This window comes from Brachyspira suanatina (genome assembly GCF_001049755.1).
Lineage (GTDB): Bacteria > Spirochaetota > Brachyspiria > Brachyspirales > Brachyspiraceae > Brachyspira > Brachyspira suanatina.
Genome location: NZ_CVLB01000003.1, coordinates 217,306 through 240,305, shown reverse-complemented (window position 1 = coordinate 240,305; position 23,000 = coordinate 217,306). Strand labels below are relative to the sequence as shown.

Sequence of the window (23,000 nt, the reverse complement as noted above, 5' to 3'; positions counted from 1 at the left end):
TTATATGAATGCTTAAGAGTTTTGCTAATATTATAGAACTTGATATTTCTAGTCCTGATACTAGATTAATATTTGCACCTTCTGGAGGCGTATGGATTGCAAGTATTAATGAAATATATTCATTATACAGAGATTCTTATTTTAATGAATTATTTAATATAGAAGAAAATGAATTATATAATTTATTTAATATAGGTTCTATCAGTGTTGACAATGACAGAGGATATATAGAAGTATTTTCTTTAGAAGCTCTTTATAAACAAAATAAATCTTATTATCAATATAAAAAAGATAATATTAATTATATAGCTATACATTTTAATAACTTTGAAACTCCTTACAGCAAAAAGAATATTATTATAAATATTAAAAGATTATTCTCCACACGTGAATGGCTTGATAGTAATAATAATTTAATTACTGAATTAAATAATATGTATATAGAGCCTCGTGTTGAAGAGATAGATACAGCAGACATTGAAGGTGATTCACTTTCTTTTGATACTATTCAAACAAATGAAATGTCTGTTACATTAAGAAATGATGATGGACTTTTTGATGATTTTATTAATTTATACGGCAATAGATTTTTAGTTAGGCAGGTATTTGATAGCAGTAATTTTGAAGATTCAAAAATTATATTCTCTGGTTTTATTCAAAAACCTGAGTATGCTTTTTTAGAAAGTGTAACAATAACAGCATCGGATATAAGAGCTTCTTTTTCTACTGAACTCCCTAAAAATGTTTTCAGTGAAAAAGAATATCCAGATTTAAAAAACTTCCCAGAGAATGTACAAAATGGAGAAGACATTGTTGATACCTGCAGAACCTTTGCGGCAGGACATGGCATTATAGTAAAATTAAAGCCTATAAAATATTATACTCCTGATATATTAAATCCTGATTTAATACCGGAGGTAGTTTTTGAAATATGCGACACATCAAGACATTTAATAGAAAGTATTGTTAATAGAAATGATCCTCTTGATGAAAATAAATTGAAGCCTCATATATATTTTATAGAAACACCAGAGAGCGAAAATGAAATAATAGAACGTGAAGGAACTGTAATAAGCGGAGAATTAGAAATATTTATTCCTGAGTTCAAGGATTACAATGACGGAAAAGGAAGCCAAAGAGTATGGACATTAGATAAAGAAAAAGGTCAGTTAATTTTTAGGGGACATAAACAGGTACATTCTATAACAGATACTAATGATAATTTATATGAAATATATGCGGAAATAAACATTCCGCCTTATAAATCTTTAACTTTAATGAGGGAGATTTTAGAAGATTATGAAAACATAGCATACATTAAAGAAAATTATAACATAGAAAATTGGCAGCTTGAAGAAGAACGTTCAAGGGAAATAGCTGTTCTTCTTGATAATGATAATAAAAAGACTACACTTGATTTAATAGGAGAACTTTCCTTTTTAGAACAAGGAAGATTAGAAATATACAATAATAAAATAGACTTTATTAGTACAAGATTTCGCAGCAATGAAGCTAAGTATAAAATAAAGCAATACTGTATGGGTAGAGTTGATAAAACAGTAGAAGAAGGTGAATATTTATCAAGCTGCAGTATTAAATATGATTTATTAAAGTCCACATATAAAAATACTGACTTTGAAGAAGAAGCTAAAAAAAGACATAGAATAAATACTCATGAAGAGTTTGAAACTTTATTAAAAAGAAAAGAAGATGCTATCAGTTTATCTAATGAAATAATGAGAAGCAGATACTTGTTAAAAGAGTATTATACATTTGAATATTATGAAACTTTAGATTTTCTAAAGTTATTTGATTTAGTAGAAATAGAATATAGAAGAGAAGATGGAAGTTATTATATAAAACCATGTCTTTGTGAAATTATCAAATTAAATATTTTTGATAATGTAATTAAGCTAAGACAAATATAAAAACTAGGAGTTTGTATAATGACAGCATTAGGTGTACAAAAAATTGCAGAAATGCCAACTGAGGATTTAGCATACAGGAAAGATCCCTATAATAGTATAGAGTTAAAAATAGATGTAGAATTAGCGGCAAAAGCTCTTGGTATAAAAAAACCATTTTCTATGAATGATGCTCAAAGAATAGCTAATTATATGAATGATATGGAGGATTAACAATATGGGTGATTTAACATGCAATACTTGTGATAAAAGAAATTCTTGCAAACAATTGTGTAAGTCTATGGAAAATATTTTAAATAATAATATAAGCACAAATAAAGTACACTCAGATAGCACTTTTAATTCATATAATCAGCGTTTAGATAATATGGACAATATTGTATATACACATGGGCTTTCCGATGTTGAATCCAGAGATGTGAAACGCATAATAATAGCAATATTAACAAAAGATCAAATAGAACTATTGAAATTATATTCGGAAGGTTATACTCAAAAAGAAATAGGCGAAAAATTAAATGTAACGCAAAGCAGCATATCTCAAAAATTAGAAGCGATAAAGAGAGAATTAAGAAACTCAGTCGTCCAGATACTGCCTTATGTTGTTTAAATGAATTATCCTTATATTTTTTATTATATGTATAAATAAAGATATAAGGATAAATTATGTCAAACAATGATGTAAAAGAACTTACAAAAAAAGAAACTTCAATAATAGAAAAATATATCAAATAAAAAGCTGAAGAGAAAAAGAATAAAGAAAATATTGAAGATCTTAAAGATGATGTTCTTAAAATATTAAAAAAACATGAAGGTAAAATCGTGCATAACGGATATAATATATCAATGCATGAGAGTACAACATATCAATATAGTGAATCCATACAGAATATAGAAACAGAGATTAAAGTATTAAAACAAAGAGAAGTAACACTCCAAATAGCAAAAGAGAAACAAAAAACTGAATATATAAAAGTATATGAATTACAAAACAAAAATAAAGAGGCTTAATCTATGCTAAATGAAAATATATTAAATGAAATAGGTATAAATAAGAAATGGCTTTTACCATTAAATAATGCTTTTCAAAAACATAACATTACAGATACAAAAGAAGCTGCTATGTTTTTGGCACAAACAACACATGAAAGCAATAATTATAAAAAACTTGAAGAGAGTTTTAGATACACACCTCAGAGGCTTTTTGAAGTATTCAAAAAAAGAGTTGGAAGTTTAGAAAATGCTAAAAAACTATGTCTTCAAGGAGCTGAGTCTATTGCTAATTTTGTTTATGGCGGTCGTTTAGGTAATACTGAAAATGAAGGCTATAAATATAGAGGCAGAGGAATAATACAGCTTACTGGAAAAAATAATTATAAGAAATATGGTAAAAAAATACATGCTGATTTAGTTAATAATCCAGAACTTGCCAAAGAACCTAACAATGCTATAGAGATTGCATTATTATTTTGGCAGGAAAAAGGATGTGGTTTGCTTGCACGTCAAGGAGATGTGAAAGGTGTTACTAAACTTATTAACGGCGGCTTTAATGGACTTGAAGACAGAGAAGAAAGGTATAATAATATTTTAAAAATATTGAATGCTGAAAACTAAAAATATAAAGTAAAAAAATAAAAACGACGCACGCAGATTGTTTATTGTAAAATAAACAATCTAATTTTAAGCGTGCGGAGTGTTAACAACAATAAGGAAATTAAATGGCAGCAAGTAAAGAAAGTAAAACTGCTCTATTGGAAAAAATAGAAAAAAGATTGAGCCGTTTAGAGCTTCAAGTAGGATATAATGAAGACGGTACAAAAAACGGAAATGGTATTATTCATAAAGTAGAAGAAGTAAGAGAAGAAATTAAAAATCTTAGAAATGATATTAAAAGCTATGATACATATCTAGATAATTTATCGGAAGATTTTATTAAAATAGATTTAAGAATAGAAAAGCTTGAAAATCATGTGACAGATTTTATAGCTGAAATACAGGAATATAAAACTAAAAGAGATGAAGAATTAAAAGAAATAAAGAAAAGTTTAGAAGGCAATATTACTGTTGATACTTTGCATAAGTTTCAAAAAGCTGTAGTTGGTATATCTGGATTTATTGCAGCAATGGGTACTATAATCGGAGCTGTTCTTTATTTCACTAAATAACACAATAAAAATATAGCAACAATAGGAGTATATATGATTCCAATAATAACAGGATTTTTATCCAAAATAAATAAAAAAATAATTATAGCAGTCATAATGGTTTTAATAGTTTCTATTTTTATAGTATTAATAGCTGCTAAAGACAGTGAAATACATAAAAAAGAAAAAGAAATTGCTCAGTATCAGGAAGATATTAAGGGCTTAGAACTTCAAACTGAAACGCTTCAAAATGAAATACAATTTATGCATGAAAATAAAAAGCTTCAAAATAGTTTTAGTAATTCAGAAGCTATGATAAAAAATATAGACAAAGAATTACTAACAAGGAAAGAGCATGAAACATTTAATAATATATCTAATAATTTTTATAAGTATTTTAATGATATTAACTTCATGTCAGGCTCAGGTAAAATATGTAAAAATACCTCTATCCACACCTCCAAAAATATTTATTATAAAACCTGTTACAAACAGACAAGATTTAATGAAAAGATATCAAGAAAGTATTATAAAAATTGGAGAGTGGCAGCTCTGGTATAATGTGCAAGTTTCTAGTAATTACTATTTGTATAAATAAAATCTTAAAAGCAGGAGCTTTATTATGTCTTTAGAAAAACCTGAAAACTATAAAGAAGTGCCAGCCCTGCAGGATGGTGAAATTGTATTTGCTGAGGATCATAATCAGACAATAGCAAATATAGAAAAGTTAAAAGGCGGAAAACCTAATGAAGCTCCTGTATCTAATATCAAAGAATTAAAAGATATATTAGATAAAATAATAACAAATAATTCTCTTAATGCATCTAGTATATACTTTGATAATCAAAATGCTCAGCTTAAATATATAAAATATAATTTTCCGAAGTTTAAATTAGATATAAGCGAAAAATATTATATAAGATTTTTTGATGAAAAAGGAAGTCAAGAACATTCTGCAGTTATAGAAAAACAATACGATGGAACATATAGATTTAAATCTACATCCACATTATCTAATTATTATTGTAACACGGCATTTGCAGGGATAGTTTCATCTATTAATGGATTTCGTACTTTAGCAGGAATGTACTCCGTACTTTCTCAATTCTTTACTATTGATAATATAACAACTTCTAATCTGCATAAAGAAGAGTTTATAATATCTCAGATTGGAGAAAAAGATTTTGAATTATATCTTACTATTTACAATAACTCATTGATGTTTATTGTAATGCCTAAAGAATATCCTGCTCCTGATAACCCAAGTAAAATAATTCAAGAAGGTAATTATAATATTTATTTTAATATAAAAAATAGGGTATTCAATAGGTTAGACAGAAATATATTTTTTAGCAATAATTTTCAAAACCCTTTCCTTAGACTAGAATTAATAAGATATGAAAATAAAATAAAATTTGTTGGGGCATATAGATACATCAATAATGCTTCATTAATATGCTACAGTCCAATATTAGAAAATTATTTTAATATCATAGGCAGCAGGGATGAGCTAATCAATACTGACGGTATTACTTCAAGTTCAGGAAAGCCTAAAAAGTTTGGATTTATTAGATATAATAATGAATCTACTACCTACTATTTAAAGATATCAAATCAGGATGGTTCAGCTATAGGAGAAAATGAAATAATAACTTTCGATTTGACTCCTGACAAAAATGCAGAAGTAGAAGTAAAAGAAAAAGTAATAGAAACTGTGCAGGATGCTATAGAAGCGTTAAGCGATTCATATAACGGAGATTTTGATTCAGAATTTACAGAGCCTACTGAACCAGAAATACCAACAGAACCAGAAGAAAAACCTATTTATGATTTTCCAAAGTTTAAAGTAGAAATACCTGAAACCATAGATTTTATAGCAGGTGAAAAACAAACAATAGCTATAAAAAAAATAGATGATAATTATTTTATTATTTTTAAATCAGTTCTTTCTTTTCAATCAGATGTACTTTTATATCTATATCAAAAAGATACTAATTTATATAAACTTTATAGTATCATTAATCAATTTTTTAAAACGGTATCTGATACTGAAGAAACTTATTATGATTCATTAGAAGGTGAAATAGTTTGGGAATCCATAACTAATCTAAAAGAATTGCAAGAAAATCCTCCAATTGATAAAGAAGGTAATATTAATTTTGATTTAATAGAAACGAAACCATTACAAATTAAATCTAGATTTAGAATAACTAATGGTATCAATTCTATGAATACTTTAGTTATAAAAAATGAGACTTTAGAAGATATTGCTCCAGATACTATATGCCTATTAACTCTTAATATAAAAAATAGAGTATTAAAAAATCAGGATACTAATATATTTGCAAGTTCTTATGGTTTTATGAATATTCAAAAGAAAATCAATTTTTATCACCTTAGATTAGAACAGGAAAATAATACAGTAAAATTAAAAGGGCAATATATTAGAAAAGAGGGAGATGTAGGTTATCTAATAGCTTTCTACAGTCCCATTATAGAAAATTACTTTAATTTATCAAATATATCTTATTTTGATTTAAAAAATACAGATGGTATAACTTCAAGTTCAGGAAAGCCATTAAAATTTGCTTTTGTAAAAACAGATTCAGATAAATTAGAAGCTCCTTCTTATCTTCTATTTATAAGATATCAAGATGATACAGATATAGAGTTAGGAGAAACAATAACTTTTAATCTTACACCTGATAAAAACTATACCCTTGATGTTATGAATTGATTTTTTATAGTTAATAGCTATAAAAAATCAATTATTGCATAAAATTAATAATAAACTAAAAGGAGACATAAAAAATATGTTTAAGTTAATATTAATATTTTTAATAGGTGCTATGGTGTTTTTCACTTTCATTGAAATAGTAAAATACTATAACAAGTTTATGAATGAGAAAGAAGGAACATTTAAAGAGAGATTAAAAGCTCTCATTAAAGAAAAAACATCAATATATTATTTCATTAAATTAACTTATGGCTGCGTTATGTTTTTTATAGCTGTAATTGCATAGGACTGATTATGAAGGCATTAAAAGATTTAATATCTTGTTCCAAGACTGGCCATCTTTCTAGTATGCGTTTAATAAGTTTATTAGGTTCAGCGGTCATGCTTGTTTGTATAGCTTTCTTAGTTTTTTCTAAAGATGTTAGGCTTGGAGAAGCTCTTCCATTTTTAATGGGAGGTTTGCTTGGACTTGCTGGATTTAAAAGTTATCAGTCAAAGTTTGAAGGGGATAAATAATTAATAATCTCTAATATTTTTTATTATATATATAAATAAAAAGCCATAATAAGAATATTTATATTGAAATAGCATTTCTTTTTAGTAAGATAAAGTTTTTTATTTATTTTGTACTGAATGGATGCTTGTCAAAAGGCTGGAACTAGAAAGGTTTCAGCCTCCTTTTTTTATTTTATATTGTAAATATATAATTTATGTATATATCCTATATATTCTCCAATTCGCATTTTATATTTTTTAGCATAATTCCTAATATCATCAAAATTATTTTTTTCTACTAAAATCACCCAACTAATTTTTTCTGTATTTTCTTCCATTTTTAATTTAGATATATTTTTTATATTTTTGCATGTATTATGTATCTCCTCTATATATTCTCCTAATGACATCTTATATTTATTGGCATATTCTTTCATTTCCTCAATAATATTTTTATAATAATAAAATCCTAATGACACTTTTTTACTTTTATTATGTGGTAATATTAATTCCATTATATCTTTAGTTTTATTTTTCTTTATTTCTTCCATTTTTTATTCCTTATTTATTTTTTTGTCTATACTTTATAAAAAATAAATAAGTTAATATAAAATAAATAAAAAAGGTGTAACCGTATGTTACACCAAAGACAATAGAATATATAGAAAAAATACAAAGTTACCGTTTATAAGTTTATAATAAAAAATATTATTTTCAATAACTAAATAACTATTATAATTTTTTATTTTCTATACTTTCTAAATATCTTTTATGAATAGCCTCTATATATTCGCCTAAAGACATATTGTACCTTCTTGCATAGTCTTTCATTTCATTAATACACTCTTCTGGGGCTGTAAAAGCCCAGTGTAATTTTTTTGGTGCTTTTTTTAACTCTTCTTTTTTTTCTAATTCATTAGTCATATACAACTCCTTGATATTATTTATTTTAATATTATAATTTTTAGTATCAGACATACCCTAATATGCCTGATACTTTTAAGGATTTTTTATCCTTTGAAGATTTCGTATAAGGCAATTACGGCGTTCGCAATAACTGTGATTGCCTTTAATATTTTATAAATATTCATGATCCCTCCTTTTTTTATTTAGCAAAAATATTTTTTTATCAGATTAAAAAAATATTTTTTATTCTATACCATATATACAAAATATAAGGAAATATCGATGGAAGGATAAAATGAAATATAAATAATATTTAATGAAAAATTATTTAAGCCGATAATATTATTGCTCAGAAAAAATATTAAAAACAGTTTAAAAAACTTTTTATTTGAAAAGCCTGTCTCTCAAAGACAGGCTTTATCTAAATAATAAAGGAGCTGTTTTTATGAAAACGCTAGACTATCTAAAATTATATGATAACAATAATTCTAATTTAATAATCAATTATCTTGAATATATAAAACTTTATAAGTCAAAATCTACAGTAAATACTTATGCAAACAGCATCAAAAACTTTTATAATTTTCTTTATAATTATTACAGTATCGGACAGTATAATATCGTACAGTCTGAAAAAATACTTAATAGTAATAATATCAGACTGTCTAAAGATATACTATTATACAATACTACGGTATTGTATAATAAAGTAAACAGAAAATGCATTGAAGACTATATCTCTTATCAAGTTAATAAAAATCTCGGCGCCGACATCATTCACTGCAGAGTTATGGCTGTAAAAAGTTATTTTAAGTATTTAGTGAAATTAAAAAAAATAAGTACCGAAACTTTTTTTGATATTTTTGATGAGCTTAAAACTCCAAAAATAATTGTAAAAAATCAGCTATTAATAAAAGCAGATGAAACTTTATCTATTACAAAAAAGATAAAAGAAAAATCAGAAAGTTTTGCAGATGAGAGAAATATATTCATGCTTTTGCTGATGTCTAACACAGGCATACGCCGTAAGGAGCTTGCCTGCATAGACATTGACAATATTCACTTTGATAATAATACCATAGCTATTTATAAAAGCAAGGGAGATAAACCAAGAATTATTTCTTTTTCTAGTTCTATAAAATCTAAGCTATTTGAATATTTAAAATTAAGAAAATCTATATTAAAGCAAAGAAATAAAATACATAATATGCTATTTATTAAAACAAACGGCGAGCCTTTGAATATAAATACTATAAGCACAATAATGCATTTCATTTCTAAAAAGACAAATACAAAAGTTACATGTCATTCATTAAGAAGAGGCTTTGCAACCGACATGGCAGAAAACGGAACTGACATTTATGTTATATCAAAAATGCTCGGTCATCAAAATATTAATACAACAGTGTCAAGATATATTTATGTTTTGGCTGGAATGATAAAAGAGGCTATGGAAAATCATCCGTTTGCTAAGTTTAGATATAGTACGAAAAAAGACTGTATTAAAAAAGACATTAAAACAAATATGCTTGAAGAATGGAAAGACTTAACGTGCAGAATGAATCAAATATTAAACAGTTTTGAAAAAATCGAAAAGGATTTTAATAGAGCTTAAAAGATAGGCTGTAATCTCTGCCAAGATTACAGCCTGCGAGCTAATTTTATGATTAGTAAAAACTATAATACTGTTTAGTTAATATAAAAAATATTAGAAAATATTAATTTGTGTATCATAAAAAAATTGCATATATATAGGTTAATATAGCATTTTGCTATATTGCTAAATAGCATTTTGCTATATTGCTAAATAACATTTTGCTATATTGCTAAATAACATTTTGCTATACGAGTTTAAAGATATATTAAAGACCTGTTAAAGATTAACCTAATGATTATTTAAAGACTTTAAACTAACTAACTGACTTATGCAGATTTTATTTTTTTATAATTCCTGAAATAAAAAAATATTTGAATGCTATTGCGATAATATAATGCAAATTGATGTTTGAAGTATTTATTACAATGCCTTTATTTAAAGCGTAGAGCCTTATTTTTAGGGACTTTTTTATCTAGGTATACATTTATATATACTTGACTAAAAAAACACTGCTTACGGCAGTGTTTTAAATTTTTAAAAAAATGTTTTTTTGTTGACTTTAAAATATTTTTGTGTATATTAGTAAATGCAAACCAAATTAAGAAATGCATCAAAAACAAAAGCCTGAGAAACTTTTGTAAGCATTATAAGGACATAAAATATGAAAGTTGATAGAGGTATAATACTATCTTCTAAAGAGTTGTATGCTCAGAAGAAAAATAACAGTAATTGTTCTTTAATTTTAATAAGCTCGAAATGCGGTACAAGTGTGAAAAACTATCTCTCAAATAGTTTGATTCCTGCTTGTATTTTGTTTGGCAATAAAAATAAAGCCTTGTACCGCTTTCTATATATTTTTTTGATTCTAAAATTCGTTGAAATAATAATTTTTAATTACAAAATATTTTAAATACAAAATTGGAGTAAATATTATATGTCCGATTATAATAATTTTATGGATTTTTTTACAGCATATAGAGATAAAAATATACATAAAGAAATTTTTTTTACATTATTTGAGGATCTGTACTTAAAAGAAAAAACTGATATGGAAAAAAGAATTAGTAAACTTCCAATAAATAAAAAGAAGTATAATTTACAGCAAATATCTAAAGAAGTTTTTAATACAAAGATTTATTTCAAAAAAAAATCAGAACTAACAATGTATTATAAAGTTCAGTTTGAAGCTATGTTATATGTATTTGAAGACTATTATAAAATGATAATTGAATTTAAAAATAAAGAAGATTTTTATAAAGATGAAATATTTAATGGATATTTAGAATATTATTCTAGTTTATATTGCAACATACTAAGAATTATAGAAGAATCAGAAGTTAATTACGGTATAGAAGCATCACAAATGGCTATATTAAGAAACAGAATAAATAGTTATGAAACTTTTATAAGTTCATTACGTTTAAAAAATAATTTAAGTCCATTTTCATATATACCAGCACTTAATAATAGTGTTTTTTTAATAAGACAGTCTATAGAATTAAAACTAAAAAATATATTGGGAATAGATTATATTATAAATTCTGATAATGGGAAATTAATAAAAATACCAGGCGATAAACTATTAAATTTTGTATTCAATAATGAAAATATCAAAGTACCAAATACTCTTGAAATAGAGATCATAAAAAAAATACATAATTGGACACAAATATTTATTCATGGAGGATTTGTTATTAATATATGGCAAATACATATAGCACATATAGTCCTAAATGATTTTTTTAGTCCAAATACATATAGTGATACTGAAAAAAAGATATTCAGCATATACGGTTCTGTTAAAATGAGTAAGGATTATTATAATAATCAATTAGAAACAGAATTAATAAATTATTTAAAAAAAGATCCAAATATTACTAATCAAAATATAAAAATAATAAAATTAAAAGATCCAGAGGCCATAATATATTAATTTTTAATGATTATTATAAAATTTCATAATATACAGTGTGAATAATTATTTTTAATTTTTACTGTAAGTATAAATTTTGACAAATATAAATATATTAAGTATAATAAAAGAAAATAATTTAATCAGGATATTTTTATGAGAACTATATATTTAAAAAAAATAAATGTTAATATTTTTATATTGTTTCTTCTAAGCATTATAAGTTTAGCTTCCCCTATTATAACACATTATTTCGGATTTAAAGGTACAGAATTTCTTCCTATATTCTTTGCACTATCTTTGGGAGCTTATATATTAAATCCTATATTTTTAATAATGCTTAGTTTTATATCTCCTCTTTTGAATTATTTTCTTACAAATATGCCTATGCCACCTACATTATATTTTTTAATACTTGAAGGTTTAGTATTTTCTATTGTTATAAGTTTAATGAAAAATAAAAATATATCTTTTATATTAACCTCATTACTTGCTTTAATACTAGGAAGATTATCATCTGTAATTCTAACATTTATTTTTGATATCAATATTAGCACTTGGTTAAACGGCATGATTTTAGGATATAAAGGAATAATAGTAAATTGGATTTTTGCGAGTATAATGTACTTAATATTAAAAGATAAAATAAATGAATAATATTTTTACTGCTTATAAAAAATTCAGTATAGACAATATACCTATAACAGCATTAGGCGATTTGGATAAAGAGCTTGGAGATGAATTAAGAGCATTTAAAAAAAAGAGTGTCAATTTTCCTATAAATATAATAAAACAAATAAAAAATTATTATTCTGATTATATAAAAACAAATAATAAAAAATTTGATATTATACTTTATGTACCTTCAAATAAAAATAACGGTGTAATGGATTTTTTTGCTGATTATATTTCTAAAGAGTTTGATATAGAAAAATGCGAGTTTATAAAAATAAATAAGAATATAAAAGAACAGAAATTTTTAGAAACTCTAAAAGAGAGAAGTGAAAATATTAAAGATGCCTTTGAAATAATAAATTATGACAAACTCAAAAATAAAAATATACTTTTAATAGATGATGTTTATGCCTCTGGTGAAACTATAAAAGAAATTATAAAAATATTTAAAGGATTTCAATTCAATTATAATTTAGAAATATTAATTTTCTGTTACAGGAATCATATTTTTAGATAATTATAAACTATTGCAAACATAAATATGATATTATTCTTTTATATAGGTCAATAAATTACTATAAAAATTGATACATATTTTATTAGATTGTTGATTTTTATACCTATTTATAATATAATTATTATGTTTATTCAAAAAAGAAATACAACTTATTTTTTATAATAAATTTTAAACAATAAAATAATCAACTAAAAAAGAGGAATCAATATGCGTTTTAAAAGTGCCTATAATGGTATATTAACAAAAGATGATATCGGTAAAGAAGTTAAGCTAGCAGGCTGGGTTTTAAGAAGAAGAGATCATGGCGGAGTAATATTCGTAGATTTAAGAGACAGAACAGGATTCGTACAAATAGTATTCAATCCTGAAATAAGCAAAGAAGCACATAATGACGCTCAGGATTTAAGAAGCGAATATGTTATCAGTGTAGAAGGTAAAATCAGAGCTAGAAGTCCTGAAATGATTAACCCTAAAATTCCTACTGGTGAAATTGAAGTTATGGTTGAAAAAATGGAGCTTCTTAATACTTCTGAAACTCCTCCTTTCCTACTTGAAGATGATATTGATACTGGTGAAGATATAAGACTTAAATACAGATACTTAGATTTAAGAAGACCTACTGTATTCAATAACTTATATAAAAGATTCCAAATTACTAATGCTTTTAGAAAACATTTATCTGACAATGGTTTTATAGATGTGGAAACTCCTATATTAAATAAAAGTACTCCTGAAGGTGCTAGAGACTTCCTTGTTCCTTCAAGACTAAATGCTGGAGATTTCTATGCATTGCCTCAATCTCCTCAAATATTCAAGCAAATACTTATGATTGGCGGTTTTGACAGATACTATCAAATAGCTAAATGTTTCCGTGATGAGGACTTAAGAGCAGACAGACAGCCTGAATTTACTCAAGTTGATATTGAAACTTCTTTCCTTAATACTGATGAGTTTTTATCTATTATGGAAAATGTTACTGCTAATATAGTTAAAGATGTTTATGGTATTGACTTACCTACTCCATTCCCTAGATTAAATTATTATGATGCTATGGAAATGTATGGAAGCGATAAGCCTGATACTAGATTTGAATTAAAACTTATCAATGTTGAAGAGGCTGTTAGAGGCTGTGATTTTGCAGTATTCAAAAATGCTTTAGACAACAAATTTATAATAAGATGTTTGAATGCTAAAGGCGGAGAGAAATTAAGCAGAAAAGATATTGATGACTTCACTAAATATGTTGGTATATTCGGAGCTAAAGGACTTGCTTGGATGAGAGTTACTGAAAAAGGACTTGAATCTAATATAGTTAAATTCTTCTCTGAAGAAAATCAAAAGAAAATATTAGAAGTTACTAAAGCAGAAAAAGGCGACTTATTATTCTTCGTTGCTGATACTCCAAAAGTTACATTTGATGCTTTGGGTAATTTAAGATTAAAAGTTGCTGAGAAATTGAACTTAATAGATAAAGATAAATTAAATTTCTTATGGGTAGTAGAATTCCCATTATTTGAATATGATCATAAAGAGAAGAGAATATCAGCTACTCACCACCCATTCACTGCCCCAGTACCTGAAGATGTTGCTATACTTGAAAGCGAGCCTTTAAAAGTAAGAAGCGATACTTATGACTTGGTATTAAATGGTAATGAAATAGGCGGCGGCGGTCAGCGTATTTATGACAGCAAAGTACAGGCTATAATATTCAAACTTTTAGGCATAGACGAAGAGAAAGCAAAATTGAGATTCGGATTCTTGCTTGATGCTTTGAAATATGGTGCTCCTCCTATGTGCGGTATGGCTTATGGTATAGATAGAGTTGTTATGCTTCTTCAAAAACAAGACAGCATTAGAGAAGTTATAGCATTCCCTAAAACTCAAAAAGGTCAGTGCTTGATGAGCGGATGTCCTTCTACTGTTGATGCTGATCAATTAGAAGAGTTACATTTGAGTATAGAAGAATAATTTTTTTAATAAAATTTAATTAATAAAAAAGTCCCATTATATTTACATAGTGGGGCTTTTTATTTTTTAAGAATTTATTTCCACTCCCCACCCTCTAGTCTTATTATTTAAATTTGTAAATAAAGTTTTTTATTTTTTCATTACTTAATTAGATTTTTTAGCACCCACCCAAGCAGATTTTAAATTTAAAAAAATATCACAACGCACGGTTAGCAAATCAAAAACTAAAATTAAATTAATAATACAACTTTTATTATATTTAAAAATCTACTCAGCGTGCAGTATGAAGACTTCAAATCTAATTAAATCTTGGGCGAGCGTTAACATTTCAAAATAAATAATAAAAATAATTTAGATTAAAATTTAAAAATAAATTTTAAAATATAAAGGGCGGGAATCAGAAATAAATTTTATTAAACTTATATATAGTTTTTCAACTTTGACGAAATCTAAAAACAAAAATTTTCAGTATATATACTTTTAATTTTTTAATACTTACATTTTATATATTGTTTAATAATTTTCATAATGCTGTATAATATAGCAAATCATATGAGGTTTATTTATGAAAGACAGAGAAATCAAATCTACAATTATAACTTTATTTTTAATATCAATATTTTTATTTTCCTTAATATATTTTGTACATGCCAAAAATGTTGATAGAAGATTCGATAAAATATTAGAAAATTATACTAATCATTTACAATCTATTATAACTAATAATACTAATACAGTGATTAACTTAGATACAAAAATATTAGAATCCTCAATGTCCGAAATAATGAAAAATTCAAACAATGTTTTAAGTTTTTAGTTTGCATTTTTATCTGTAATAATGATAGTATTCACATTTGCAGGTATATTTACCAATAATAATATTTTATCCGAAAGTAAAGAAAATCTGGAATATATAGAAAACCTTAAAAAAGAAATGGAAGAATTCAAATATGAATCCAAAAAACTTATATCTGATATAGATATAGAAACACAAAAAAATATTAATAAACAACAGGATAATATCAATAAATTTATTCAAGATGTTAATAAACAATATAAAGAAACATCATATTATATAGATAAAGAAAAAATGCATATTAATGATACTATGAATTCTATAAAAAATGAATTAGAAAAATTAAAGTTTGAAAATGAAAAATCAATATAGACAATAGTGGTCTATTTTAAATTCATATTAACTTATAAAAAATATAGTTAAATATTAAAATTATTATATAAAATTACTTTACATTATTAGAATATAAAAAATTACAATAAAATTATAATAAAATAATAGATTGACATAAACATAAATATAGTTTATTATACATAAGAAATATTATAAATGAGATTTTGTTATGATCATTAATAATTTTTTTTATTAAAACAATTATATTTAATAGGATGTACTTATAATGACTAAAAACATAATAGATAAATTTGTTTGGTGGATACCTATAAAAAAATATAGAAATTCTTTTAGAAATTATTTAACACATAAATATAAAGACCATATATATTATATAATGGTATAAATATAGATGAACAGAATAAAAAAGTAATAAATACATATAAAACAAGAAAAATACAAACTGTTCTAATAGAAACTATAAACAGATGTAATGGAAAATGTTCTTTCTGTCCTGTTAGTGTTGGAAATGAAAAGAGAGAATATAAAAAAATGTCTTCAGAATTATTTAATAAAATTATAGATGATTTAGTTGAAATGGAATACAAAGAAGAAGTTCATTTATTTTTTACTAATGAACCTTTTTTAGATGATAGAATGGTAGAATTTACTAAAATAGCAAAGTCTAAACTACCACAAGCCTTTATATTTATTTCTACGAATGGAAGCGTTCTAAATCTGGATACTTATAAAGAGGTATATAAATATTTAGATTTAATTGTGATAAATAATTATAGTAAGGATAATAAATTTAAAGATACAAATAAAACTATTTATGATTTTTGTTTATCAAACCCAGAATATAAAGAAAAAACAGTAATGTTTATGAGAGATGAAGATCAATTATTAAGTTCAAGAGCTGGAAATGCCCCAAATAGACAGGATACTTTAAAAACAATACCTATTTTATGTTTTATTCCTGCTGTACATTTTCCTATAAGACCAGACGGTAAAGTTTCATTATGTTGCTGCGATACTTATGGAGAAATGACTATGGGAGATGTTAGTAAAAATTCTATAAAAGATATATGGAATTCAAAAACTTATGAAAATTTAAATAAATTAATGATTAAAGGAAGAGATAAATTAAAGATTTGTAAATATTGTGATTATTGGGCAGAAGCTCCTGGTCTATTAGATCATGTATATTCATTAGAAGATAGAGTAAAAAACTTTAAAAATATGTCTCTACCACTAAATATTTTAGAAAATAATAAAGATATAAATTAAATATTATAATGAATCCATTGTATTAAAAATATTAATTATTCAATAGCTTTTAATTATATTGTGTATATGAATCAAATTTATATTATAATGAGAAGCTATTATTTATTTTAATAAAACTTTAGAAATAAATCTAAATTCTTATACTTAAAAAGATTTATATACCAGCGTTCAAAAGAATTGTGGCATCATATAATTATAGAAATGACAGATGATTTTAAAAGGATATGATGAAAACTATGAAGAATATCCTAAGTACACAAATAATATACTATGGCTTATTATAATATAGGGTTATTAAAGATGATTTAAAACAATATAAAGAATCCATTAAAAATTATGATAAAGCTATAGAATTAAATCCTAACTATGCACAAGCTTATCTTAATATGGTATTACCAAAACAATTATTAGCAAATAACACAGAAAATAAAGAAGAATATAATAAATTAATAGAAGAAGCTTATAATGACTTTATTAAAGGTTATGATTTAGCAGATGATACATCTAAAAAAGAGTACAAACAAAGAATTATATATTTAGCTAGAGATGGTAATGAAACTGCTATAAAAATATGTGATGAAAATGGTTAGAAGTATTAATTTTTTATTTTTGAAAAAACATTTATGTCTTTTTTGCAACTTTGACGAAGTCCACAAAAAAGTTGATGATAAAATTAGTATTAAATAATACTAATTTTGTCTACTTGTAAGATAATTTATTAAATTAAAGCAAAAATGTAGCCTTTTTGCTTCTCGCCATAGGCGGGCTTCGCCTGTGGCAATACCACAGGCACTTCCTCCGGTCGCAAAAGAAGTGTGGTATGGTGCAAAGCCCAATATATAAAATATAATTTTATTTTTAACAAAATATAGTTGTTTATATATATACTACACAATATTAAAAAAAATTGTATTATATAATTAATCAATAATTTTACTTTTTAGAATTGAAGGAATATAAAATATGAATAAATTAGATTTGGTAATATTCGATATGGATGGTCTGCTGCTTGATACTGAAACTATAAGTTTGGCTGCTTGGAAAAAATCTTTTAAAAATTATAATGTCAATATAGATGTTGAAAAATTGTTTTTCAGTAAAATATTAGGGTCAAATGAAAATACAATAAAAAATACAATAATGGAAATTTCAAATAATAATGAAAAATTATTTTATGATATAATTAAAAGCCAAATAGAAGAATCTTTTAATATAGTTAGAGAAGATGGCATCAATATAAAAAAGGGAGCCAATGAATTAATAAAGTTTTTAAATGATAATAATATAAAAAAAGCTATAGCTAGTTCAAGCATAAGAAAAAAAGTTGATTTGTATTTAGAGAAAACTAATTTGAAAAAAGAATTTGATTATATAGTTTGCGGAGATGAAGCAGAATTTCCTAAGCCTTATCCTCATTTATATAATAATGCCTGCAGTTATTTTAATGCTGATAAAAATAATGTAATAATATTAGAAGATTCTAAAAACGGACTTTTATCTGCCAAGAATGCTAATATAGAAAAAAGATTTTATATTCCTGATTTGCTTTTATTATCTGAGGAAGATGAAAAAGAATTAGCGTACAAAAAATTTAGTGATTTAATAGAAGTAAAAAACTATATAGAAAATAATTTTAAATATAATTAAATTCATTCTCATTCCCCGCCCTTTAAAGTCTGATGCTGTATCATTAGATTTTAATGCTAATTATATTTAAAATCTAATTAGAAATTATAGCACCCACCCAAGCGGATTTTAAATTTAAAAAATATCACAACGCACGGTTAACTAAACAAAAAAATAAAATTAAGTTATTAATACAACTTTTATTATATTTCAAAATCTGCCCACCGTGCGGTGGAATAATTTTTAAATCTAATTAAAGCTTGGGCGGGCGTTAACATTTCAAAATAAATAATAAAATAATGCAGATTGAAATTTAAAAAATAAATTATAAAACATAAAGGGCGGGAACTCTAAAATAGTTTTCTATACTTATCTTATCTTTGTTAAATTACCTTCACCTAAAGTGTTATTATTTGCATAAAAAGAAAGATTCATATAACTATTGTTGAAAGATAAAGTAAAATCATATTTATATCCAGATGAATTAATAGAAACTTTATATACATTATCAGAAATTCTTATTATATTCTCTTTGTAAGCAGTATTATAAAAGTTTATAAGACTTCCATTCATTCTTATAGTTATAGCACTTCCGCTTCCTATTACCACACTAGCAAATGCCTGAGAACTCAAATTATTATTCTCTCTTACAGTTATTGATCCTTCATAAGTACCATAATATTTATCATCTATACCATTATTATTAAATGATACTGAACCTGTATTAAAATTAAGACAGCTGGTTATAAAAAATGCAGAAAATATTATTATAATTTTTAGTAATATGTTCATATTTTGTCCTTATAGATATATAATACTACAAAATTAATTTATGTCAAAATAATTATAGGAGATATTTATGAAACTAGGAGAAGCATTGCTAAAAAAAGAGGAATATATCAAAAAAATAGATAATTTAAAGAAAAGAGTTAAAAATAATGTTGCCATAAAAGAAGATAATGAAAATAATGAAGACCCCAATGATTTGATTAAAGAATATATAGAAACAAATAATGAATTGTCCGACTTGATGATGAAAATAAGCAATAAAGAGAATACTACAAGATTAGAGATAGGTATATCAATATCAGAAGCTATTAATATAAGAGATAAATTAAGCAGGGAAATAGATATTTATAAAAGCATTTTGAAAGAGGTAAACAGTAAAGATTTTAGAACAGCAAAAAATGAAGTAAAAATGAAAGTATTAGTTAATGTAAAAGATATACAAAATGAATTTGACAAATTATCAAAAGCATTTAATGATATTGATATCATGATACAGTCTGCTAACTGGAATACAGATTTATAATAATTATATATAATTTAAAATAGGTATAGATAAAATATCCATACCTATTTTTATAACTTTAATATATTAATTATACTTCTATAATATTAATTCCATAATTTTTTTGTAATTGATTATACTTTTTTTCAATTTCTTTATTATTGTATATGCTACTGCAGCAATTAATCATAACATTAATTTTCTTAGTGATATTTTTATCGCTTGAATATACATCACATATCTGATATAATGTATCATAAAGACTAAAATCTTTTGCCTCGCCGCAAACATATATATATTTATAATTTTTTAATTCATAAACCCAAGCCATATCAAAAAATCTAGTTTCAGGAGTAACAACTTCAGGTTTTACAGCTCCATACATCTCAGTTAAACGTTCAGTACCTTTTATTATTTTATGTATATTTTTTTCTCTTAGCCTTTCATAAAATAAAAGCATATTATTGAGTTGTTTTTCTATAAGCCAACCGTCTGTGCCATGAATACAATGATAAGGCCATATTATAAGATTTCTTGCATTAGCCTTTTCTAACTTTTTTAAATATTGTATCTGCTCTTTCTTATATAATGGTATAATTTCATGATTATATATTTTATCCAATGTAACTTCAGTGAAAGGATCAACATCTTCTCCACTATGCTTCTTCCACATATATGGATGAAATATAGAATCATAATAATGAGTATCCATAGTTACATAAATTCTTGATATATCCTCTAAATTTGAATATATAAAATTTATTATTCTTTTAATATCTTTTAAAGCACCTTTTACAGGCAAAGAACCTTTTTTAGGATCTATAAAATCTCTCTGTGTATCTACTATTAACAATGCTATATTATTATCATTATTTTTAAAACTAAATTTTTTTGAATAAATATCAGCAAGATGAAATATATCACTCTGATTGATAGGATTAACTTCCTTTCCTATATATTTTTCATTAACAATTTTTTCGTATACATCACTCATACCGCTAATACTCCTGCAATATAAAAATCGTTTAATTTATAAAAGAACTATCCTCGCTATATTTATAGTCATCGGAATAATATAAAGGCATTTTATCTATTCTATAAATACCCCAAGTCTTTACTGTGAATTTCAAATGATAAAAAACTTCTTTCGTTTCTTTATCAACTTCTATTATCTGAGCATTGTTCCCAAAATCAAGAAGCATATTTCCATTACTTAAAAAATCTATGTCTGATATATAATGAGAATATAATTTATCTTCTGTTTTGTATTCATATATTTTTTCAGCCTTCCAAGAACCATGAGAACCAGTGATTTTATATTCTACATATCTTGAGCCATTTGGATTTGTATCTTCATCGCCTTGATTATCAAACATACCTATTACATTAGTTGATATCAAAAATAAAGCATGTTGACTTTTAGGGCCGTCAGTATTTCCATTACCTAATACCTTATAAGGATCGAATGATTTTAAATCTTTTAAATATCTGCCATAAGGATTGTATGATTCCATAGTATCTAATGTATCATCAGCCATATACCAAATAAGCTCCCATTCACTGTAATCAACTGCCATAACAGCTAAACTTCTTACAGATAAATAAAGTATATCATTAGACTCATCATAAACTAAAGAATTACAATGTGCCCAATCCATAGGAAAATCTTTTTTTCTTCCTATGCTGTAATATTTATTATCTTCATCGAATATTAATTTTTTTAAATACTCTTTTTCTGCCTCATCGCCATTTTTATTAACTATCTTTTTGATTAAATCGCCGACATATAAATCTCTTATTAAATTTCCATTACTATCAACTTCGCAAATTCTATCTTCAACGCCCCACTCGGAATTAGCAAGCATTATATAATTACTGTCAGATTTTTTTCTTATAACATCATGATGAACGCCTATATTCAATTTAGTAACATCAAGTTTTGCATTTCCAAGTAAATCGCTAACCCCCATAGTATCATATATAACAATATCATTATCTTGATTTATAACTTTTGCTATCTCATTAGTAAGATAGAAGTTAGAATAATTCACATAACGCAAATTACCTTTTCTGCTTACACCCATTAAAAAAAGTCCCTTCCAGCTTCTATTTATAACAGGACTTGCAAAATATAATTCTGCATTATTATCTTTTAAATTAGTAATAGAACTCTCATCATTAATATTAAAGAAATACACATTTTCTTCAGGATTTAAATCTCTTATTACTCTGTTTGTAGCTGGAATATAAAGTCCGTCTATAGAAAGTTTATCAACTATTATATTAGTAGATATTCTATTTGTACCATTAATAATATGAACAGTATTTGTATTTTCTGAATAAAGCCCATGTATTGCAAAATTAGAGCCGTAATTTTTAGGATAAGTAAAAATTATATCTTTATCTCCCAATCTTCCTTCTGTTATTACTGTAACAGGATAATTATTATTGGTTTCTATCTTGTATAACAATGATAAAGGAGTTTGTCCATTAGGATTTAATATAAACTCCCCTACCTTATCATCAGGAAGCGGTATTTCCTTTTTTGAACATGAAAAACATAAAAATAATATTATCATTAAAATTATAAATGCTGTAGTTCTCTTCATTTCTAATTACCCTAATTATCATAATTAATGTAAACTTTTTTTATATTCTAAATAATAAAATAACTTTTTGCAATAAAAAATATGTAAAAAATATAAATATAATTGAAAATATCAATTTTTTATATAAAATACAGTCTTTAATCTTGTAAGTTAATTTTTTTATTATATTGAAATAAGGT

General features: G+C 24.8%; 26 protein-coding genes and 1 pseudogene. 22 read left to right on the top strand and 5 right to left on the bottom strand.

Annotated elements, in window-relative coordinates:
* Positions 1-8 precede the first annotated feature (8 nt).
* The 10 genes from BRSU_RS12785 to BRSU_RS12740 all read left to right on the top strand — a co-directional run bounded on the left by BRSU_RS12785 (position 9) and on the right by BRSU_RS12740 (position 7,322).
* Complete coding sequence (locus BRSU_RS12785) at positions 9-1,928, top strand: hypothetical protein (protein ID WP_048595989.1); 1,920 nt, start codon at positions 9-11, stop codon at positions 1,926-1,928.
* An 18-nt stretch (positions 1,929-1,946) separates the two neighbouring features.
* Positions 1,947-2,138, top strand: a complete 192-nt coding sequence (locus tag BRSU_RS12780; protein ID WP_048595988.1) for a hypothetical protein — start codon at positions 1,947-1,949, stop codon at positions 2,136-2,138.
* Positions 2,139-2,142: 4 nt separating this feature from the next.
* Positions 2,143-2,535: a sigma factor-like helix-turn-helix DNA-binding protein gene (locus tag BRSU_RS12775; RefSeq protein WP_048595987.1), complete on the top strand. Its 393-nt coding sequence runs from the start codon at positions 2,143-2,145 to the stop codon at positions 2,533-2,535.
* Positions 2,536-2,771: 236 nt separating this feature from the next.
* Positions 2,772-2,936 (top strand): hypothetical protein, encoded by a 165-nt coding sequence (locus tag BRSU_RS14930; RefSeq protein ID WP_245158112.1) that lies wholly within the window; start codon positions 2,772-2,774, stop codon positions 2,934-2,936.
* Between the two features lie 3 nt (positions 2,937-2,939).
* Entirely contained in the window at positions 2,940-3,539 is a 600-nt protein-coding gene (locus BRSU_RS12765) for a glycoside hydrolase family 19 protein (RefSeq protein WP_048595986.1), read from the top strand.
* Between the two features lie 104 nt (positions 3,540-3,643).
* Positions 3,644-4,090, top strand: coding sequence for a hypothetical protein (locus tag BRSU_RS12760; protein WP_048595985.1), 447 nt, complete (start codon positions 3,644-3,646; stop codon positions 4,088-4,090).
* A 33-nt stretch (positions 4,091-4,123) separates the two neighbouring features.
* Positions 4,124-4,630, top strand: coding sequence for a hypothetical protein (locus tag BRSU_RS12755; RefSeq protein WP_209435156.1), 507 nt, complete (start codon positions 4,124-4,126; stop codon positions 4,628-4,630).
* A gap of 61 nt (positions 4,631-4,691) precedes the next feature.
* A complete protein-coding gene (locus tag BRSU_RS14250; RefSeq protein WP_053082772.1) occupies positions 4,692-6,806 on the top strand; it encodes a hypothetical protein in 2,115 nt (704 codons plus the stop codon).
* 76 nt (positions 6,807-6,882) lie between these two features.
* A complete protein-coding gene (locus BRSU_RS12745; protein WP_048595984.1) occupies positions 6,883-7,092 on the top strand; it encodes a hypothetical protein in 210 nt (69 codons plus the stop codon).
* A gap of 8 nt (positions 7,093-7,100) precedes the next feature.
* Positions 7,101-7,322 carry a hypothetical protein gene (locus BRSU_RS12740; protein WP_048595983.1) on the top strand — a complete coding sequence of 74 codons (222 nt, stop codon included), beginning with the start codon at positions 7,101-7,103 and terminating at the stop codon, positions 7,320-7,322.
* A gap of 167 nt (positions 7,323-7,489) precedes the next feature.
* On the opposite strand, the gene BRSU_RS12735 is transcribed toward BRSU_RS12740, so the two are convergent.
* Positions 7,490-7,852 (bottom strand): hypothetical protein, encoded by a 363-nt coding sequence (locus tag BRSU_RS12735; RefSeq protein ID WP_048595982.1) that lies wholly within the window; start codon positions 7,850-7,852, stop codon positions 7,490-7,492.
* 181 nt (positions 7,853-8,033) lie between these two features.
* Positions 8,034-8,225, bottom strand: coding sequence for a hypothetical protein (locus BRSU_RS12730; protein ID WP_047104507.1), 192 nt, complete (start codon positions 8,223-8,225; stop codon positions 8,034-8,036).
* 427 nt (positions 8,226-8,652) lie between these two features.
* Between BRSU_RS12730 and BRSU_RS12725 the strand changes: the two genes are divergently transcribed.
* The 11 genes and pseudogenes from BRSU_RS12725 (at position 8,653) to BRSU_RS12685 (ending at position 18,942) form a co-directional block, all read left to right on the top strand.
* Positions 8,653-9,822, top strand: coding sequence for a tyrosine-type recombinase/integrase (locus BRSU_RS12725; protein ID WP_048595981.1), 1,170 nt, complete (start codon positions 8,653-8,655; stop codon positions 9,820-9,822).
* Between the two features lie 916 nt (positions 9,823-10,738).
* Positions 10,739-11,737, top strand: coding sequence for a hypothetical protein (locus BRSU_RS12720; protein WP_048595980.1), 999 nt, complete (start codon positions 10,739-10,741; stop codon positions 11,735-11,737).
* A gap of 135 nt (positions 11,738-11,872) precedes the next feature.
* A complete protein-coding gene (locus BRSU_RS12715) occupies positions 11,873-12,373 on the top strand; it encodes a hypothetical protein (RefSeq protein WP_048595979.1) in 501 nt (166 codons plus the stop codon).
* Positions 12,366-12,908: a ComF family protein gene (locus tag BRSU_RS12710; RefSeq protein ID WP_083997917.1), complete on the top strand. Its 543-nt coding sequence runs from the start codon at positions 12,366-12,368 to the stop codon at positions 12,906-12,908. Before BRSU_RS12715 ends, BRSU_RS12710 begins: the two co-directional genes overlap by 8 nt.
* Before the next feature lie 207 nt (positions 12,909-13,115).
* A complete protein-coding gene (gene aspS, locus BRSU_RS12705; RefSeq protein WP_048595978.1) occupies positions 13,116-14,876 on the top strand; it encodes an aspartate--tRNA ligase in 1,761 nt (586 codons plus the stop codon).
* A 565-nt stretch (positions 14,877-15,441) separates the two neighbouring features.
* A complete protein-coding gene (locus BRSU_RS14925; RefSeq protein WP_053082771.1) occupies positions 15,442-15,693 on the top strand; it encodes a hypothetical protein in 252 nt (83 codons plus the stop codon).
* Between the two features lie 21 nt (positions 15,694-15,714).
* Positions 15,715-16,044, top strand: coding sequence for a hypothetical protein (locus BRSU_RS14920; protein WP_053082770.1), 330 nt, complete (start codon positions 15,715-15,717; stop codon positions 16,042-16,044).
* A gap of 348 nt (positions 16,045-16,392) precedes the next feature.
* Complete coding sequence (locus BRSU_RS12695) at positions 16,393-17,295, top strand: radical SAM/SPASM domain-containing protein (protein ID WP_342446852.1); 903 nt, start codon at positions 16,393-16,395, stop codon at positions 17,293-17,295.
* Positions 17,296-17,588: 293 nt separating this feature from the next.
* Positions 17,589-17,672 (top strand): annotated as a pseudogene (locus tag BRSU_RS15055) (tetratricopeptide repeat protein); the annotation flags it as partial.
* A gap of 9 nt (positions 17,673-17,681) precedes the next feature.
* Entirely contained in the window at positions 17,682-17,885 is a 204-nt protein-coding gene (locus BRSU_RS12690; RefSeq protein WP_048595976.1) for a hypothetical protein, read from the top strand.
* A gap of 373 nt (positions 17,886-18,258) precedes the next feature.
* Positions 18,259-18,942 carry an HAD family hydrolase gene (locus BRSU_RS12685; RefSeq protein ID WP_048595975.1) on the top strand — a complete coding sequence of 228 codons (684 nt, stop codon included), beginning with the start codon at positions 18,259-18,261 and terminating at the stop codon, positions 18,940-18,942.
* A gap of 348 nt (positions 18,943-19,290) precedes the next feature.
* On the opposite strand, the gene BRSU_RS12680 is transcribed toward BRSU_RS12685, so the two are convergent.
* Positions 19,291-19,713, bottom strand: coding sequence for a hypothetical protein (locus tag BRSU_RS12680; RefSeq protein WP_048595974.1), 423 nt, complete (start codon positions 19,711-19,713; stop codon positions 19,291-19,293).
* A 67-nt stretch (positions 19,714-19,780) separates the two neighbouring features.
* Between BRSU_RS12680 and BRSU_RS12675 the strand changes: the two genes are divergently transcribed.
* On the top strand, positions 19,781-20,233 hold the full coding sequence (locus BRSU_RS12675; RefSeq protein ID WP_048595973.1) for a DIP1984 family protein: 453 nt from the start codon (positions 19,781-19,783) through the stop codon (positions 20,231-20,233).
* 70 nt (positions 20,234-20,303) lie between these two features.
* Here the strand turns inward: BRSU_RS12675 and BRSU_RS12670 are convergent, their stop codons facing one another.
* Both BRSU_RS12670 and BRSU_RS12665 read right to left on the bottom strand, forming a co-directional pair.
* The gene (locus BRSU_RS12670; RefSeq protein ID WP_048595972.1) at positions 20,304-21,206 is read right to left on the bottom strand and encodes a cysteine hydrolase family protein; all 903 of its coding nucleotides are present in this window, start codon (positions 21,204-21,206) and stop codon (positions 20,304-20,306) included.
* 31 nt (positions 21,207-21,237) lie between these two features.
* Positions 21,238-22,821 carry an aryl-sulfate sulfotransferase gene (locus BRSU_RS12665; protein WP_048595971.1) on the bottom strand — a complete coding sequence of 528 codons (1,584 nt, stop codon included), beginning with the start codon at positions 22,819-22,821 and terminating at the stop codon, positions 21,238-21,240.
* Between the last annotated feature and the right edge of the window lie 179 nt (positions 22,822-23,000).

What these genes read in the sequence shown, in the direction of transcription:
- BRSU_RS12785 (WP_048595989.1), top strand. Translation starts at nt 9, where the DNA reads ATGCTTAAGAGTTTTGCTAATATTATAGAACTTGATATTTCTAGTCCT.
- BRSU_RS12780 (WP_048595988.1), top strand. Translation starts at nt 1,947, where the DNA reads ATGACAGCATTAGGTGTACAAAAAATTGCAGAAATGCCAACTGAGGAT.
- BRSU_RS12775 (WP_048595987.1), top strand. Translation starts at nt 2,143, where the DNA reads ATGGGTGATTTAACATGCAATACTTGTGATAAAAGAAATTCTTGCAAA.
- BRSU_RS14930 (WP_245158112.1), top strand. Translation starts at nt 2,772, where the DNA reads ATGCATGAGAGTACAACATATCAATATAGTGAATCCATACAGAATATA.
- BRSU_RS12765 (WP_048595986.1), top strand. Translation starts at nt 2,940, where the DNA reads ATGCTAAATGAAAATATATTAAATGAAATAGGTATAAATAAGAAATGG.
- BRSU_RS12760 (WP_048595985.1), top strand. Translation starts at nt 3,644, where the DNA reads ATGGCAGCAAGTAAAGAAAGTAAAACTGCTCTATTGGAAAAAATAGAA.
- BRSU_RS12755 (WP_209435156.1), top strand. Translation starts at nt 4,124, where the DNA reads ATGATTCCAATAATAACAGGATTTTTATCCAAAATAAATAAAAAAATA.
- BRSU_RS14250 (WP_053082772.1), top strand. Translation starts at nt 4,692, where the DNA reads ATGTCTTTAGAAAAACCTGAAAACTATAAAGAAGTGCCAGCCCTGCAG.
- BRSU_RS12745 (WP_048595984.1), top strand. Translation starts at nt 6,883, where the DNA reads ATGTTTAAGTTAATATTAATATTTTTAATAGGTGCTATGGTGTTTTTC.
- BRSU_RS12740 (WP_048595983.1), top strand. Translation starts at nt 7,101, where the DNA reads ATGAAGGCATTAAAAGATTTAATATCTTGTTCCAAGACTGGCCATCTT.
- BRSU_RS12735 (WP_048595982.1), bottom strand. Translation starts at nt 7,852, where the DNA reads ATGGAAGAAATAAAGAAAAATAAAACTAAAGATATAATGGAATTAATA.
- BRSU_RS12730 (WP_047104507.1), bottom strand. Translation starts at nt 8,225, where the DNA reads ATGACTAATGAATTAGAAAAAAAAGAAGAGTTAAAAAAAGCACCAAAA.
- BRSU_RS12725 (WP_048595981.1), top strand. Translation starts at nt 8,653, where the DNA reads ATGAAAACGCTAGACTATCTAAAATTATATGATAACAATAATTCTAAT.
- BRSU_RS12720 (WP_048595980.1), top strand. Translation starts at nt 10,739, where the DNA reads ATGTCCGATTATAATAATTTTATGGATTTTTTTACAGCATATAGAGAT.
- BRSU_RS12715 (WP_048595979.1), top strand. Translation starts at nt 11,873, where the DNA reads ATGAGAACTATATATTTAAAAAAAATAAATGTTAATATTTTTATATTG.
- BRSU_RS12710 (WP_083997917.1), top strand. Translation starts at nt 12,366, where the DNA reads ATGAATAATATTTTTACTGCTTATAAAAAATTCAGTATAGACAATATA.
- aspS (WP_048595978.1), top strand. Translation starts at nt 13,116, where the DNA reads ATGCGTTTTAAAAGTGCCTATAATGGTATATTAACAAAAGATGATATC.
- BRSU_RS14925 (WP_053082771.1), top strand. Translation starts at nt 15,442, where the DNA reads ATGAAAGACAGAGAAATCAAATCTACAATTATAACTTTATTTTTAATA.
- BRSU_RS14920 (WP_053082770.1), top strand. Translation starts at nt 15,715, where the DNA reads ATGATAGTATTCACATTTGCAGGTATATTTACCAATAATAATATTTTA.
- BRSU_RS12690 (WP_048595976.1), top strand. Translation starts at nt 17,682, where the DNA reads ATGGTATTACCAAAACAATTATTAGCAAATAACACAGAAAATAAAGAA.
- BRSU_RS12685 (WP_048595975.1), top strand. Translation starts at nt 18,259, where the DNA reads ATGAATAAATTAGATTTGGTAATATTCGATATGGATGGTCTGCTGCTT.
- BRSU_RS12680 (WP_048595974.1), bottom strand. Translation starts at nt 19,713, where the DNA reads ATGAACATATTACTAAAAATTATAATAATATTTTCTGCATTTTTTATA.
- BRSU_RS12675 (WP_048595973.1), top strand. Translation starts at nt 19,781, where the DNA reads ATGAAACTAGGAGAAGCATTGCTAAAAAAAGAGGAATATATCAAAAAA.
- BRSU_RS12670 (WP_048595972.1), bottom strand. Translation starts at nt 21,206, where the DNA reads ATGAGTGATGTATACGAAAAAATTGTTAATGAAAAATATATAGGAAAG.
- BRSU_RS12665 (WP_048595971.1), bottom strand. Translation starts at nt 22,821, where the DNA reads ATGAAGAGAACTACAGCATTTATAATTTTAATGATAATATTATTTTTA.